Below are 17,139 nucleotides of genomic sequence, written 5' to 3' on the forward strand. Positions count from 1 at the left end.
CCCTCCTAATTCTCTTTACTTTCATCCTCTAAGCTTGCATTGTCTTCAATGTGTTCATCCGTCGTTGCTTCTAAATCCAGCTCTTCAGCTGTCATCGCTACAGGTTCAGTTTCAACAGTTGTTGCTTCTTTTTCACCGATACCTAACGCTTTTGCATCTGTTTCTGATTTAATATCGATTTTCCAACCTGTTAATTTTGCAGCAAGACGTGCGTTTTGACCACGTTTGCCGATTGCTAATGACAGTTGATAATCTGGAACGATTACAGTCGTCGATTGATTTTCTTCGTCTACAATCACATCAATCACTTGTGACGGGCTCAATGCATTACGTACGAATACTTTCGGATCTTCACTCCATTGGACGATATCGATTTTTTCGCCACCTAATTCAGCCACAACCGCTTCTACACGTGCACCTTTCGCACCCACACATGCGCCAACTGCATCAATATCTGGATTTTCTGAGTACACACTAATTTTCGAACGGTCTCCCGCTTCACGCGCAACAGATTTCACTTCCACAGTACCTTCAAAAATTTCAGGCACTTCTTGTTCAAAAAGGCGTTTTAATAAACCTGGATGGCTACGTGATACAAAAATTTGAGGCCCTTTTGTCGTTTGTTCCACTTTATTCACATACACTTTGATGCGTTCATTCGGAAGATACGTTTCATTCGGGCTACGTTCTGCTTCAGATAATACTGCTTCTGTACGTCCTAAATTCACATAAACATAACGATGGTCCACACGGTCGATCACACCTGTCATAATGTCATCTTCTTTATCGATGAACTCTTCGTATAAAATTTCACGTTCTGCATCACGTAAACGTTGCATGACAGCTTGTTTAGCTGCTTGTGCACCGACACGACCAAAGTCTTTCGGTGTCACATCTTCTTCATAAATATCCCCAATTTCGTACGCTGGGTTCTTTACTAATGCTGTCGATAAATCAATTTCTTCACGGTGATCAAACACTTCTTCGACAACCTCTTTACGAGAAATCACTCGGAATGTCCCGCTGTCTAAATTTAATTCAACACGGACATTACGTGCGCTGTCGTAGTTTTTCTTATATGCCGTAATTAAAGCTGCTTCAATTGCATCAACTAAAACTTCTCTAGGAATTTTTTTCTCTTTTTCTAAATATTCCGTTGCTAATAATAATTCGTTACTTTCCACTCATTTTCCTCCTTACGTCTTTAAAGCATAACTGCGTGACGTGCTTTAGCGATTTTATCACGTGGAATCGTGATGGTTTTCGTCTTTGCTTTGACTTTCACTTCCATAGTAATGGCATCTTCAGTGACTGATTTCAAATGACCTAACCATTCTTTGTCACCTTCAATCGGTGCATATAACGATACAAAGATCGGTTGTTCAATCGCATTTTGAAAGCCTTTTTCATTTTTAATTGGACGTTCTGCACCTGGTGATGACACGTCTAAATAATACGCTTGTGGAATCGGATCTTGTTCATCCATCACTTCACTAATGCGTTCTGATGCGAGTGTACAATCATTCAAATCGACGCCACCCGGTTTATCAATGGCGATACGCAAATAATGATCGCGACCTTCTTTAGCAAACTCAACGTCTACTAATTCAAAGTTCAATTCGTCAAGGACAGGTTGTATTATGGTTTCAACTTGCTCTGTAACTTTACTCATACGAGCCCCCTTATGACTGACAAACAAATAGAAAAGAGCGGGTAACACCCACTCTTCCCACTTGAGTCTAATTTTATAAGCAACATCATTATACCATAGATTGCATCTTCCGACAAATTTATCTCTACATATCAAAGATAGACAACTGTGCTTTGTCAGGCATATTCGGTAATGAGCCTAAACTATCGAGGTATTCAATGATTTTTTGTGACACACCAGCTTTTTTGTTCAAATCTTCTTTCGATAAGAACGGTCCTTCTTCACGCGCTTCAACAATACGTTTCGCTACGTTTTCACCAAGACCCGGCACAGCAACGAATGGCGGAATTAATGTATCACCTTCAATAATGAACTCATATGCCTGACTTTTCTCTAAGTTGACAGGTTGCATCCGGTAACCACGATGCGCCATTTCATTCATAATTTCTAGCACGGTCAATACATCTTTTTCTTTTTTACCTAAATCCATGTAACGTGCATACATATCTTTTACAGTTTGACGAATACTGTCTTTGTCTTTCACCATCGTAATTAAATCAAAGTCTGACGCACGGACAGTAAAGTAACTTGCATAATAATAAAGTGGATGATGCACTTTGAAATAAGCGATACGTACAGCCATTAGCACATAAGCTGCTGCGTGCGCTTTCGGGAACATGTATTTAATTTTCTTACATGAATCCATATACCAATCTGGCACGTTATTTTCTTTCATCACTTGTTCAAATTCCTCTGTTAAGCCTTTACCTTTACGTACTGCTTCCATAATTTTAAAGGCGAGTGACGGTTCTAAACCAGCGTACATTAAGTACACCATAATATCGTCACGACAACCGATACAGCTCGATAACGTACAAGTTCCACTACGAATCAGTTCTTGTGCATTACCCAACCATACATCGGTACCATGTGACAGTCCTGAAATTTGTACAAGCTCTGAAAATGTCGTCGGTTTCGTGTCTTCTAACATTTGACGTACGAAACCTGTCCCAAATTCTGGCACACCGAACGTTCCGGTTTTCGCTAAAATTTCCTCTTCTGTTACACCAAGCGCTTCTGGAGAACTGAAAATCCGCATCGTTTGTTGATCGTCAACAGGAATCGTTTTTGGATCGATACCTGACAAGTCTTGCAACATCCGAATCATCGTTGGATCATCGTGCCCGAGAATATCAAGTTTCAGAACGTTATCATGAATCGAATGGAAGTCAAAGTGCGTCGTCATCCAACTTGAACTTTGATCGTCTGCTGGATATTGAATCGGTGTAAAGTCAAAAATGTCCATATAATCTGGAACGACGATAATCCCACCTGGGTGCTGACCAGTTGTACGTTTAACACCTGTGCAACCTTTCACGAGACGATCCACTTCAGCACCACGTTTATGAATGCCTTGATCATTTAAATACCCTTTCACGAAACCAAATGCCGTTTTTTCAGCGACAGTACCAATTGTTCCGGCACGATAAACATATTCTTCACCGAACAAGACTTTTGTATAGTTATGTGCTTTCGGTTGATATTCACCACTAAAGTTCAGGTCGATATCGGGGACTTTATCCCCTTTAAAGCCTAAGAACGTTTCGAACGGAATATCTTGTCCTTCTTTGATCATCTCTGTGCCACATTCACACGTTTTATCAGGTAAGTCAAAGCCTGAACCGACTGAACCATCATCGAAAAACTCACTCTTTTTACAACTTGGACAAATGTAATGCGGTGGCAGTGGGTTCACTTCTGTAATTTCCGTCATTGTCGCAACAAAGCTTGACCCGACCGAACCACGAGAACCTACTAAATAGCCATCTTCTAATGACTTTTTAACGAGTCTTTGCGAAATTAAATAAATAACCGCAAATCCGTTACCGATAATACTTTCTAGCTCTTTCTCTAGACGGTCAATCACAATCTGTGGTAATTCTTCACCGTACAACTGTTTCGCATGACGATAACTCATTTCACGAATTTCTTCATTTGCGCCTTCCATATTGGGCGTATACAGTTTATCTTTAATTGGAACGACCTTTTCAATTCGCTCTGCCAACGCACGCGTATTTTCAACGACGATTTGGTGCGCACGTTCTTCACCTAAGAAATGAAAAGCATCTAACATTTCATCCGTCGTTCTAAAATGTGCTTCTGGTAACGTCGAACGGTTCAACGGGTTACCAGGTTGAGCGGCAATTAAAATACGACGTGCAATCGCATCATGTTCATGTAAATAGTGGGCATTGCCTGTCGCAATTACTGGAATTTGATTCGTTTCTCCCACTTTTAAAATACGTTCATAAATTTCGACAAGCGTTTCATTATCACGAATCAAGTCACGATCTAGTAAATCTTGGTACAAAGCAGGCGGTTGCACTTCAATATAATCATAATATTTCGCAATCCGTTCAACTTCAGATTGATCTCGCTGCATGACGGCAGTAAATACTTCACCTTCATCGCATGCGGTACCGACTAACAAGCCTTCACGATGTTCATCTAGTAATGACCGTGGAATACGTGGTGTACGGTAATAATATTGCACGAGAGACGCACTGACAATTTTAAACAAGTTTTTAAGACCGGTTTGATTTTGCACAATTAATGTGACGTGTTGCGGGCGTGCACGTTTATAAGCATCTTCATTCGATAATTTTTTGTTGATATCTTGGTGGTTGTGCACATCTAACGCTTTTAATTGCGCCAACATCTTCACGAAAATATAAGCTGTTGCTTCCGTATCATAAATCGCACGGTGATGTTGTGTGAGCTCCACTCCATATTTTTTAGCTAAAAAGTTCAAGCCGTGTTTGCCATAACTTGTGTTAATCGTACGTGACAACTCAAGTGTATCAATAACCGCATTTGTCGAAGGACCAAACCCGAGACGTTCATAACCGGTATCGATAAAGCCCATATCGAACGATGCATTATGTGCAACGAAAATCGCATCGCCTACCCATGCTTTAAATTCAGTAAGCACTTCTTCAATTTCAGGCGCATCTTTTAACATATCATCTGTAATATGCGTCAAGTTTTTAATCGTTTCAGTTAACTTTTCATGCGGATTACTAAATCGTTCGAACTTATCAATAATTTCACCATTTTTCACTTTCACGGCGGCCAACTCGATGATTTTATCGTACTGATTGGATAATCCGGTAGTCTCGACGTCAAATACAACATATGTCGCATCTTGGAGCATAATATCCGACGGTTTATACGCAATCGGCACACCATCATCAACGAGCATGCCTTCCATTCCATAAATCATTTTAATACCATGCTTTTCAGCTGCAGCATATGCATCAGGATAAGCTTGTACGACGTTATGATCCGTCACTGCAATCGCATCATGTCCCCATTGTGCAGCTTGTGCGACATAATCACCAATATGCGTCACACCATCCATTTGACTCATTGATGTATGCAAATGGAATTCTACACGCTTTTCCGCAGCTTTATCCATTTTTGGTGTGCGTTTAATCGCTTCAATGTCAGACATCATCATCACGAGGTCGCGAATGAACATATCTTCTTCAATACGACCTTGTGCACGCACCCATTGACCTTCTTTTAATGATTTGAAATGGTCTAAGTCGTTTTTGTTTTTACGTGTAAACATTTTAAGTACGAGTGAATCCGTATAGTCTGTCACCTTTAATTCAACGATGTGACGGCCACTTTTCAACTCTTTTAAATTAATGTCAAAAATGACACCTTCAATTGCCACCTTAAACTCTTCTTCAATAATCGATTCAATCGGTCGAACATTTTCAACTTGAATCGGCTTACCAATTTGACAACGTTCGACGGCCACTTCATCATCTTGTTGTGCACGTTGTTCTTTCATTTTTTCAATTTTAGCAGTTGCTTCGCGTGCACTTAGTTCATCTTCCTCTTGAATATGAGCTTCTAATGATGCTAAATCTTCGTCGTGACCACTTTCATCTGTTTCAAATACAACTTTTTGAATATTAAAACCACATCGTTGCATCGCGCGCACTAAGCTGCCGTTGCACACTTTATTGAAATGGTTCCCCTCAATATCATTTTGGACGAGAATTTTAACAACATCACCTGAGACAATCATACGTTTTTGTTTTAGTTGCCCTTTCACTTTAGGCGACAATTGTGTTTGTTCTATACAATCACCTAAATATTTCAGTAAATATTCATCTTGTTGTGACACATCATTGACCGTAATTTTCCAATCTACATCTGCAATATGTTGGAAGCTTTCTTTCATCGCATGCGTAAAGACTGCATAATCTTCATATTTTAACAATCGTGGCAACCGAATATGAAACGTCCATTTTCGTGATTTTGGGGATACATCTACACGTGTCAATTGGCCTTGATCAATGAAGTCTTGATCAAAATGGTCTAACATATTCACTTGTTTAAGAAGAATCTTAAATTTTTCTTGATTCTGTAATGTCAATTTTCTAACCACCTTATTTGAATTGCCGTGTATGCGTTGGATTCATTAATGTTGAACAATTTTCATGAATACGATCGGTTCATTTTTAGATTTGCTGTTCTTTTAATTGCTAAACTTATCTATTTTGATATGATTGCTATATTGATTACAATTGCCGCCATGGATTCGCTTTCCCAGGGGCTGAAACCTCCAACTAACCAACGCTTAATTGAACTATTACATTGTTGAAGCGTTGGTGGATTTTCCGGTTCAGCTGATCCCTCGGGAGTCTCATCCATTTTAGCAATTTGATACCAAGGACCACTAATCAATGAAATCAAAAAGTTGGAATTAAGCTCAATTGAGTATCAAAAATTTGGTTTCCATTAATAATAATTTGATTGTGCATTTTAATTTTACACATGTACATGAAAACAATAGAAAAGGCTGGACAAACTGAATGTCCCAGCCTCTAAAATCAATTTAAGCCTTACACTGCACTAGGGCTATTCGCGTTATCAACAATGCATCACTTCACCCTATCCACTTTTGAATTTCAATAACACTTTCTATGTTTGTAAGAACTGTCCAAGACGTTAACTTTGCTATTCCTCAAATGATATCAGTTAAAATTGTGAAATACATTGACAACCATGATATTTCAAATTTTATTGAAACAGCAAACGATGATGATTCACCTGGACTGATTGTATTGTGAATCTGGGCGAGACTCCTGAGGCATAGAGCCGAAACTGAAAATCCACCAACGCTTCAAGAATATAATAATTCATACAAGCGTTGGTTAGTGGAAGTGAGGCGCCTAGGAATGCGAGCCCAAGTGAACAACCAATAAAAACAAAATATCAAATGTTCATCCATCATACTTCACATTGTTCAACGATTAATCGTATTATAACAAATTCAGTCATGATAGCTACTAAATTTGTTCGTATAATTTTTCAAGGTGTGTCACTAAATCGTTCACATGCACATCTTCACTGTCGCCAGTATCACGACGCTTCACTTCTACGATACCTTCTGATGCATTTTTACCGACAACGACACGAACTGGAATACCTATTAAGTCTGCATCGTTAAATTTCACACCTGCACGCTCATTTCGGTCATCATACAATACATCATAAGTACCTAATAATTGATCATACAATCGATCTGCACATGCACGTTGTTCGTCTTTTTTAGGATTCACTGAAATTAAATGGACATCAAATGGCGTCACTGATTTCGGCCAAATAATACCGTTATCATCATGGTGTTGTTCAATAATCGCACTCAATGTTCTTGAGACACCAATGCCATAACAACCCATCGTTAAGTTTTGTTCACGCCCTTGTTGATTTAACACCGTCGCTTTCATCGCTTCAGAATATTTTTCACCGAGTACGAACACTTGACCCACTTCGATACCTTCCGCAAATTGCGCTGGGCCAGAACCATCTGCCAATGGCTCGCCTTCAAGAATGAAACGGAAATCGCCATAACCTTCAATTTGGAAATCACGCTCAACATTTGCATTCACGTAATGGTAACCATCTTCATTTGCACCAATCGCTAAGTTGCGTAATGATTGCACGAATTGGTCTGCATATACTTTGACATCTCGATCTGTCACAGGGCCTAATGAACCTGGTGATGCACCTAATAAATTACGAATTTCATCATCCGTTGCCATAGCGACATCATCTGTTTTAAAGTAATCCTTAATTTTAACGTCATTCACTTCATGATGACCACGAACGAGTAATAAAATAAACGCGCCATTCACTTTAAAGACCATCGTCTTAATGATATTTTCTAACGGTTGGCCTAAAAAGTCTGCAAGCTCTTGCGCCGTTTTAACATTAGGTGTCTCTACTTTTTCTAACGGTTGTAATGCCTCAGCAGTGTTTACCGTTTCATAATATGTCACTTCAGCTTTTTCAATGTTCGCAGCATAATCACTGTTATTGCTATATACAATCGTATCTTCACCAATGGCACTTAATGCATGGAATTCATGTGTATGATTTCCACCAATCGCACCTGAATCTGCTACAACTGGGCGCACATTTAAGCCAACGCGTTTGAAAATTGTGCTGTATGCGTTGTACATATTTTGATACGTTTCCATGAGTGATTCTTTATCAGTGTGAAAAGAATACGCATCTTTCATAATGAATTCACGACCACGTAATAAACCGAAACGTGGACGCTTTTCATCACGGAATTTTGTTTGAATTTGGAACAACGTTAATGGAAGCTGTTTGTATGAACGTAATTCGTCGCGTACGAGTGATGTTACGACTTCTTCATGTGTTGGCCCTAATGCAAATTCACGTTGGTTGCGATCACGTAAACGCATCAATTCCATACCGTAAGCATCCCAACGTCCTGATTCCTTCCATAGTTCAGATTGTTGCAATACCGGCATCACAACTTCTACTGCGTCAATACGTTCCATTTCTTGACGGATAATATCTGAAATTTTATGGATGACACGTGTTGCTACTGGCAAATAACTGTATACCCCCGCAGCATTTTGTTTAATTAACCCTGCTTTTAATAACAATTGATGGCTTATTGCCTCAGCTTCAGCAGGTACTTCTCTCAATGTTGGAATAAAAACTTTTGATTGCTTCATCCTAGATTGTTCCTCCTTGTCCTATCATAAGAAATAACGTTGTATATCATTCCAAGTGACGAGCACCATAATGATTAATACAAAAACCGCACCTGCTGCAATAATAACTGTTTCTGCTTTTTTATTGGCAGGTTTTCTAAATATCGCTTCGTAAATCACGAATAAAATACGCCCACCATCCAGTGCAGGAATTGGTAATAAATTCATAATTCCCAAGTTCACACTTAATACGGCCGTCCAACTGATTAAGTTAATAATTCCCGTTTTAACTACCGTATCGACATTTTTGTAAATACCGACTGGACCATTTAACATATCAAAACTAAAGTCACCTGTAAAAATACTCGCAATCATACTGGCTACAGCAACGAAAATAATTTTACCGTATTCTATCGTCTGTTGGATACCGAATAGAAGCGGTTCAAACAGCGAACGCTCTCTTTCAGGCATAAAACCCAGCTGATAATCTGTTTGTTTAGTTGTTTTTGTCGTTTGAATTTCTACTTTTTTCGGTGAGAATTCTTTTTCAATCGTTTTACCGTCACGTTCAATGACGATGGTTGTCGGCTTGCCTTCTGTTGCTTCAAGTTGCTTTTTCACATCATTAAAACGATGGATCTCATGATTACCGATTTTTTTAATTTCATCACCTTTTTGCAAGCCAATTTGTTGCGCTGGTGATTTTTCTCCAACTTGCGCAATTTTAGGCACAGGGACACCTTCATAATACGCCAAACCGATAATTAACACAAAAGCTAAAATAAAGTTGAATAATGGACCAGCAAAAAGTGTTAAAAACTTTTGATACGGCTTTTTATGCGTAAACTGACGATGTCGTGGTGCAATTTGGATCAAACTCCCATTTTGTACGAAGAATGCTTTTTCAGCAATGTTAAAACGATGACGTGCATCATCATCAGCCGTTATACCTTCAATAAATAAGTCCTCAGTTAAATCGACTTGTTTCACTTCTAGCGCTTCGATCTGTTGAAATTTATGTTGATCATCTAAAATGATGTGCGTCACTTCATTCGCGTCATTTGTTTTGATTCTCACATGCATACCAGGTTGAACAGGTTGCTCTTCCATCCCGTCTCCCGCCATACGCACGTAGCCACCTACCGGCAACAAACGAATAGTATAAAGTGTTTCATCTTTTCGAAAACTAAAAATCTTTGGACCCATACCAATCGCAAACTCAGGACACATAATGCCCGCACGTTTCGCGAAATACATATGACCAAATTCATGTACAAATACGAGTACACCAAAGACAATAATAAATGCAATAAGGGTTATGAGCACAGTTTCTTACACCTCATATTCTTTTGTTTTATAGTAATAATCTAATTCTAAAATTTGTTCCAGAGTTGGATTTTGAATGACCTCATGTGCGGCCATTTCACGTTCGATTATTTTTTCAATATCTAAAAAGGCAATTTCTCGGTTTAAAAACTTAGCCACTGCTACTTCATTAACAGCATTTAATACGACCGGCATCGTACCACCGATACGCAGTGCATCATACGCATATTGTAAACAGCGATAACGATCAAAGTCCATAGGTTTAAAATTCAATTGCGCTACTTCTGCAAGGTTTAATGATGGCGCTTGATGCTCTATACGTTCAGGGTATGTGAAAGCGTACTGAATCGGCATGCGCATATCTGGCGTACCTAATTGTGCCATCACACTCGTATCAACAAATTCGACCATTGAATGAATGATACTTTCTTTATGCAAAATGGTTTGAATTTGATCAATATCTAAGTCAAACAGCCATTTCGCTTCAATCACTTCGAAGCCTTTATTCATCATCGTTGCAGAATCAATCGTAATTTTATGACCCATAGACCAGTTCGGGTGATTTAAGGCATCTTCCACCGTAACTGAAGCCAATTGATCACGTGTCAAGTCACGGAATGAACCACCACTTGCCGTAATGACCACGTTTTTCACTTTGCGCATCTCTTCGCCATTTAAACATTGAAAAATCGCAGCATGTTCTGAGTCTACTGGTAAAATATTGACCCCATGTTGACGCGCATGTGCCATCACTAATTCACCTGCAACGACTAACGTTTCTTTGTTGGCTAATGCGATATCTTTCCCTACTTCAATTGCTTTCATCGTCGGTTCAAGCCCTACGCTACCTAGCAATGAATTTAACACTAAATCATTTTTATTGTAAGTCGCAACTTCAATTAACCCTTCACGACCACTGACAATATGACTGTGATAAGGTTTTAATTGTGCAACTGCGCTTTCTTCCTGTACAGCAACAATCTCAGGATTAAATTTTTGTATCACTTCAATTGCAAAATCAATGTTTTTTCCTACAGTGAATGCGATTAAATTAAAGTTTTCAGGATGACGTTCAATGACATCAATAGCCTGTTGACCAATAGAGCCTGACGCACCTAAAATAGCGATATTTTTCATCATTTCTCACTTCTCTTTACATTTGAATTAAGAAAATATTCATTAAAGGTAATACGAACATAAAGCTGTCAAAGCGGTCTAAAATCCCACCATGTCCTGGTAGTAAACGTCCTGAATCTTTGACACCAAAATGACGTTTGAACCCTGATTCTACTAAATCGCCCAATTGTCCGAACATACTCAATACGACGGTGATGAGTAAGAGTCCTACCATTGGATAATCAAAATCAACGAAAAACATAAATGCCAGTGGCACAATTAAACTACAAATTAACCCACCGATAAATCCTTCAATCGTTTTGTTCGGGCTAATCGTTGGCCATAATTTACGTTTTCCTAAAAGGCGTCCAAATATGTATGCCCCAGTATCTGTCAACCATACAATCAGTAATCCGAATAAGATAAATTCTAACCCTGCTTCTCGCGTTACATAAAAATACATAAAACCAATACCTACGTATGCGACAGACATCAAACAAAAGGCAGAGTCCATAAAGCTAAATCTATTTTTTGACATCACTGTATAACTTAAAATAATAAAACTCATCGCAATCAGTGATTTTTGTTGCAAAACGATAACCCACTCCCCAAAATCTTGCGGGAGCATCATAATGACTAATGCCAATGCACTCAAAAGACCAGGTATTGACAATAATTGGATTCTATTCATGTTTAAAAGTTCTTTTAACGCAATTAATGCAAGTAAAAATGTAAAATACATCCATGTTGATCCACCAATGAGCAAAATAGGTAAAAAAACAATGAGTGCCACTATCGTTGTGATTGTTCTAACCTTCATCCCACTACTCCTATCTACAATCCTCCAAATCTTCTTTGTCGTGATTGATATGTTTTAATACATGCTTTTAACTCTTCCTCATCAAAATCTGGCCACATTTTAGAATTAAAAATAAATTCACTGTACGACAATTGCCAAATCAGGAAATTACTAACGCGTTGTTCCCCAGACGTACGAATCAATAATTCTGGATCAGGATAATCACGAGTCATGAGATACTTTTGAAAATGTTGTTCTGTTAACGCATCGATATCTTGATCAGACGCATGACGCATCTCTTTCATCAATGTTTGAATACCATAAACAATCTCCGCACGACCACCGTAATTAATCGCAAATATTAAAGTCAATCCCGTATTGTCAGCTGTTTTAATTTTCGCTTCTTCAATCGCCTGAATCGTTTTTTCTGGCAATTCATCAATAAAGCCAACCGTTTCGACTCTCACATTTTTCTCAATCAATTCTGGCAAAAACGTATTTAAAAAATTAACAGGTAAGCCCATGATGTAGTTGACTTCTTCATCCGGTCGCGACCAATTCTCCGTTGAAAAAGCATAAAGGGTCAAATACTTAACCCCTAAATCACTTGCCGCACGCGTAATTGTTTTGATCGTTTGCATACCTTGATAATGCCCTTTAATTCTTGGCATTTTACGCTGTTTCGCCCAACGCCCGTTGCCATCCATAATAATTGCAATGTGTTCAGGTATATTATGTAGATCGAGCGCTTCGATATGGTTTTGAGTGTCATTTTTTTTCATAAATTTCTTAAACATGCGTGTTCCTCCGAGCCTATTTCGTCTCTTAAAATATTATAATCTCATAAGCGTACAATTATCTACCATTTTATCACACTCAATACCCGCATTGAATAAACAAAGAAAAAAACTGTACCAAAGTCGTATTCGGTACAGCTTAAAAGTAGACAAACTTTTTCTACAGTCTTCCTATTAAATTGGACTGAGTTCACACACCTTACATAGATTAAGCCAACATGATAAGGTGAATGACAGCGCGATTTAGACTGACATGATATCTTTTTCTTTGTCTGCCACTAACTGATCGATTTCTTTGATTGAACTATCAGTAATTTTTTGCACTTCGTCAGATCCGTTACGTAACTCATCTTCAGAAATATCGCCAACTTTTTCTTGTCTTTTTAACGTATCGTTCGCATCACGACGAATGTTACGGATAGAAACTTTCGCGTTTTCACCCGTTTTTTTCACTTCTTTAACAATCTCTTTACGACGTTCTTCAGTTAAAGCAGGTACCATAATACGAATGACATCACCATCACTCGTTGGGTTAACCCCTAAATTTGCTGCGATGATTGCTTTTTCAATGTCAGCCAAAGACGTTTTGTCATATGGAGATACAACGAGTAAACGTGCTTCGGGAACGTTAATACTTGCAAGTTGTTGTACAGGCGTAGGCGCACCATAGTAATCGACTTGAACACCTGCTAGTAAGTTTGAGTTCGCACGGCCCGCATTGATTTGAGCTAATTCACGAGATAAATTCTCAGTTGACTTTTTCATACGCGTTTTTGCATCTTGAATAATTTCTTTCATTGTTTCGCACCTCTATATTATTTTGTAATGATTGTACCGATATCTTCACCTTGAACAGCACGTTTAATATTGCCTTCTTCCATAATAGAGAAGACTTTTAACGGTATATTGTTGTCCATACAGAATGAAGAGGCTGTTGAATCCATTACTTGTAAACCTTCTTGTAATAGTTGGATATAAGTCAAGCGATCATACTTTTTAGCATTTGGGTCAACTTTAGGATCTGCTGAATAAACGCCGTCCACATTGTTTTTACCCATTAAAATCACATCTGCTTCCACTTCGGCTGCACGTAATGCTGCAGTTGTGTCTGTTGAGAAATAAGGGTTTCCAATACCAGCTGCAAAAATAACGACACGGTTTTTCTCTAAGTGACGAATTGCACGACGACGAATGTACGGCTCGGCAACTTGTTTCATTTCGATTGAAGTTAATACACGTGTGTCGCAATCCAATTGCTCAAGACTATCTTGTAAAGCTAATGCATTCATGACAGTTGCTAACATCCCCATATAGTCAGCTGTACCACGATCCATACCTAAATCGCTACCTGTTTTCCCACGCCAAATGTTACCACCGCCTACGATTACAGCAATTTGAGTGTCCATTTTAGCTACTTCTGCCACCTGTTCTGCGATACTCTTAATAATCATTGGATTAATACCAAAACCTTTATCGCCTGCTAGTGCTTCTCCGCTTAATTTCAAAACTACTCGCTTATATTTGGAAGTTTCAGTCATTATTTTTAACCTCTCTATTCGTAATATGTAAAACAATACAAGTAAAGAAGACACAATAGGTATCTTCCTTGTACACGGCTTCAATCATGCATTGAAGTCATGCTAAGGAGGACACGAAAGGTGTCTTCTTTCTTATACAAAACCGTGTTAATTATTTCATTTGTCCTTTAACTTCATCAGCAAAGTTTTCTTGGCGTTTTTCAATGCCTTCACCTACTTCGTAACGTACGAAGTCAACAAGTTTGCCACCTTTAGATTTAAGGAATGCTTCAACTGTTTGATCAGGGTTTTTAACGAAGTTTTGATCAACTGCACAAATTTCTTGTAAATATTTACGTAAACGGCCTTCAACCATTTTTTCAACGATGTTTTCTGGTTTACCTTCATTTAAAGCTTGTTGTTTTAAAACTTCTCTTTCGTGGTTAAGTTCTTCTTCGCTTACTTGCTCAGAAGATACATATTTAGGGTTGATTGCTGCGATGTGCATTGCAACGTCTTTCGCTGCGTCTTCATCAGTTGTACCTTCAACAACAGAAAGTACTGCAATACGACCACCCATGTGTAAATAAGCACCGAATGCATCGTTATCAGTTTTAGTTCTGATTTCGAAACGACGTAAGCTTAATTTTTCACCGATTGTTGAAATTGCTTCAGTCATATGTTCAGAAACTTTTTTACCATTTGGTAATGTTGTTTCATTTAATTCTTCTACAGTTGCTGCTTTTGTATCAAGAATTTGGTTAGCAATTTCTTTTACAAGCTGTTGGAAACCTTCGTTACGAGCAACGAAGTCCGTTTCAGAGTTGATTTCAACGATAACTGCTTCATTACCTTTCACTTCAACATGTGTGATACCTTCAGCTGCAATACGGTCAGCTTTTTTAGCTGCTTTGGCAATACCTTTTTCACGAAGGTAGTCAATCGCTTTTTCGATATCTCCATCTGTTGCTTCTAAAGCTTTTTTACAGTCCATCATACCCGCGCCAGTTCTTTCGCGTAATTCTTTAACAAGTTTAGCTGAAATTGCCATTCATAATTCCTCCAATTTAAAAAATGCTTAATTTATTTTAAAAAAAGGTGATAAGCATATTTATCTTATCACCCATTTCAAGATGCGTCTTAGTTAGATTCAACAGTTGCTTCAGTGTTTTCTGTCGCTTCAGTTGATTCGCCTTCTGCTGTTTCATCTTCTGTTAAGTCGATGTCTTGTTCAGCAGCCACTTCTTCGTTTGATACACCTTGTTGACCTTCTAAGATTGCGTCCGCCATTTTACCAGTTAATAATTTAACCGCACGGATTGCGTCATCGTTCGCTGGGATAACGTAGTCAATTTCATCTGGATCACAGTTTGTATCAACAATACCTACGATAGGAATGTTTAATTTACGCGCTTCTGCAATTGCATTACGCTCTTTACGTGGGTCAACTACGAATAATGCTTGTGGCATTGATTTCATTTCACGAATACCGCCTAAGAATTTAATTAAACGGTCATATTCTTTTTTAAGTTCTACAACTTCTTTTTTAGGAAGTACATCGAAAGTACCGTCTTCTTCCATTTTTTCAATTTCAGAAATACGTTGAACACGTTTAGAAATTGTTTTGTAGTTTGTTAAGATTCCGCCTAACCATCTTTGGTTGACATAGTAGTGGCCAGCACGTTCTGCTTCAGCCTTCACTGATTCTTGCGCTTGTTTTTTCGTACCTACGAATAAAACTTTACCGCCTTCTTCAGAAACTTGTTTAACAAAGTTGTAAGCTTCTTCAACTTTTTTCACTGTCTTTTGTAAGTCGATGATATAGATGCCATTTCTTTCAGTGAAAATGTACTTTTTCATTTTTGGGTTCCAACGGCGTGTTTGGTGACCGAAGTGAACACCAGCTTCTAATAATTGTTTCATTGAGATTACTGCCATAATATAAATTCCTCCTATTGGTTTACATCCGCCACGTCCACTCGTATAAAAACGATAAATAAGCTTATCGCACCCTCTTATACTTTGATGCACGTGTGTGTTTTGACTTTTTCAGCCGCATATTAATATATCACAAGATGTGACAAATTGCAACAAGTCAAGCCATTTATTCTGTGCGAGATAACTCGTCTAAAAATGCTTCTTTTTTAACTTTAATGAATGTCCCTTTCATACCGAGTGAACGAGACTCAATTACGCCCGCACTTTCTAATTTTCTTAATGCGTTAACGATCACTGAACGTGTAATACCTACGCGGTCAGCTACTTTAGAAGCAATCAGTAAACCTTCTTTACCACCAAGTTCTTCAAAAATATGATCAATTGCTTCCTTTTCTGAATAAGATAATGAGTTAATCGCCATAGAAATTGCTGCTTTATCACGCGCTTCAGATTCAATTTCTGAATGTTTTTCACGCAATATTTCCATACCGATTACTGTTGCAGCATACTCACCAAGTATGAGGTCATTATCTTCAAACTCGTCAGACACGCGTCCTAAAACGAGTGTACCTAGACGTTCGCCACCACCAATAATTGGGAATACAGTTGTTTTTGAATCTTTAAATACTGATTCATTTTCTGGTGGGAATACAGATAATTCATCATCAATTGAAATGTTAGATAACGTTTCATATACATGCATTAACTTTTCGGTATATTTTTCAGGGATATGTCGGTCTTCCAACATTTTAATAATACGTTCGTTCTTAAGTAATTCATTTAAGCTAGAACCTAATATTTTACCGCGACGAGAAACAATGAACACATTAGTTACAGTCACTTTACTAATTGTTTGTGCAACATCTTTGAAATCTACTGAGATGCCCTTATGTTTTTGTAACAAACTACTCAATTCTCTTGTTTTCGATAATAAGCTCATGTC

At 38.3% G+C, this 17,139-nt stretch carries 13 protein-coding genes; all 13 read right to left on the reverse strand.

Annotated features, from left to right (window positions below; all coding sequences use genetic code 11):
* Positions 1–5: 5 nt before the first annotated feature.
* Positions 6–1,184 carry a transcription termination factor NusA gene (gene nusA / locus P3U61_RS07325; protein ID WP_015729050.1) on the reverse strand — a complete coding sequence of 393 codons (1,179 nt, stop codon included), beginning with the start codon at positions 1,182–1,184 and terminating at the stop codon, positions 6–8.
* A 20-nt stretch (positions 1,185–1,204) separates the two neighbouring features.
* Positions 1,205–1,672: a ribosome maturation factor RimP gene (rimP, locus tag P3U61_RS07330; protein WP_014614071.1), complete on the reverse strand. Its 468-nt coding sequence runs from the start codon at positions 1,670–1,672 to the stop codon at positions 1,205–1,207.
* A 124-nt stretch (positions 1,673–1,796) separates the two neighbouring features.
* On the reverse strand, positions 1,797–6,053 hold the full coding sequence (locus tag P3U61_RS07335; RefSeq protein WP_410254254.1) for a PolC-type DNA polymerase III: 4,257 nt from the start codon (positions 6,051–6,053) through the stop codon (positions 1,797–1,799).
* Positions 6,054–7,020: 967 nt separating this feature from the next.
* Positions 7,021–8,724: a proline--tRNA ligase gene (locus tag P3U61_RS07340; protein ID WP_063284341.1), complete on the reverse strand. Its 1,704-nt coding sequence runs from the start codon at positions 8,722–8,724 to the stop codon at positions 7,021–7,023.
* Between the two features lie 24 nt (positions 8,725–8,748).
* Positions 8,749–10,029 carry an RIP metalloprotease RseP gene (rseP, locus tag P3U61_RS07345; RefSeq protein WP_015729046.1) on the reverse strand — a complete coding sequence of 427 codons (1,281 nt, stop codon included), beginning with the start codon at positions 10,027–10,029 and terminating at the stop codon, positions 8,749–8,751.
* A gap of 6 nt (positions 10,030–10,035) precedes the next feature.
* A complete protein-coding gene (locus P3U61_RS07350) occupies positions 10,036–11,166 on the reverse strand; it encodes a 1-deoxy-D-xylulose-5-phosphate reductoisomerase (protein WP_014614076.1) in 1,131 nt (376 codons plus the stop codon).
* Positions 11,167–11,182: 16 nt separating this feature from the next.
* Positions 11,183–11,965: a phosphatidate cytidylyltransferase gene (locus P3U61_RS07355; protein ID WP_014614077.1), complete on the reverse strand. Its 783-nt coding sequence runs from the start codon at positions 11,963–11,965 to the stop codon at positions 11,183–11,185.
* Positions 11,966–11,979: 14 nt separating this feature from the next.
* Positions 11,980–12,741 (reverse strand): undecaprenyl pyrophosphate synthase, encoded by a 762-nt coding sequence (locus P3U61_RS07360; protein WP_063278811.1) that lies wholly within the window; start codon positions 12,739–12,741, stop codon positions 11,980–11,982.
* Between the two features lie 243 nt (positions 12,742–12,984).
* Complete coding sequence (gene frr, locus P3U61_RS07365) at positions 12,985–13,539, reverse strand: ribosome recycling factor (RefSeq protein ID WP_063284340.1); 555 nt, start codon at positions 13,537–13,539, stop codon at positions 12,985–12,987.
* Positions 13,540–13,556: 17 nt separating this feature from the next.
* Positions 13,557–14,279: a UMP kinase gene (pyrH, locus tag P3U61_RS07370; protein ID WP_014614080.1), complete on the reverse strand. Its 723-nt coding sequence runs from the start codon at positions 14,277–14,279 to the stop codon at positions 13,557–13,559.
* Positions 14,280–14,430: 151 nt separating this feature from the next.
* Positions 14,431–15,309, reverse strand: coding sequence for a translation elongation factor Ts (tsf, locus tag P3U61_RS07375; RefSeq protein ID WP_014614081.1), 879 nt, complete (start codon positions 15,307–15,309; stop codon positions 14,431–14,433).
* 89 nt (positions 15,310–15,398) lie between these two features.
* Positions 15,399–16,196 carry a 30S ribosomal protein S2 gene (rpsB, locus tag P3U61_RS07380; protein ID WP_014614082.1) on the reverse strand — a complete coding sequence of 266 codons (798 nt, stop codon included), beginning with the start codon at positions 16,194–16,196 and terminating at the stop codon, positions 15,399–15,401.
* 166 nt (positions 16,197–16,362) lie between these two features.
* Positions 16,363–17,136, reverse strand: coding sequence for a GTP-sensing pleiotropic transcriptional regulator CodY (codY, locus tag P3U61_RS07385; RefSeq protein WP_014614083.1), 774 nt, complete (start codon positions 17,134–17,136; stop codon positions 16,363–16,365).
* Positions 17,137–17,139: the final 3 nt, after the last annotated feature.

The organism is Staphylococcus pseudintermedius (assembly GCF_034042775.1).
Taxonomy (GTDB): Bacteria; Bacillota; Bacilli; order Staphylococcales; family Staphylococcaceae; genus Staphylococcus; species Staphylococcus pseudintermedius.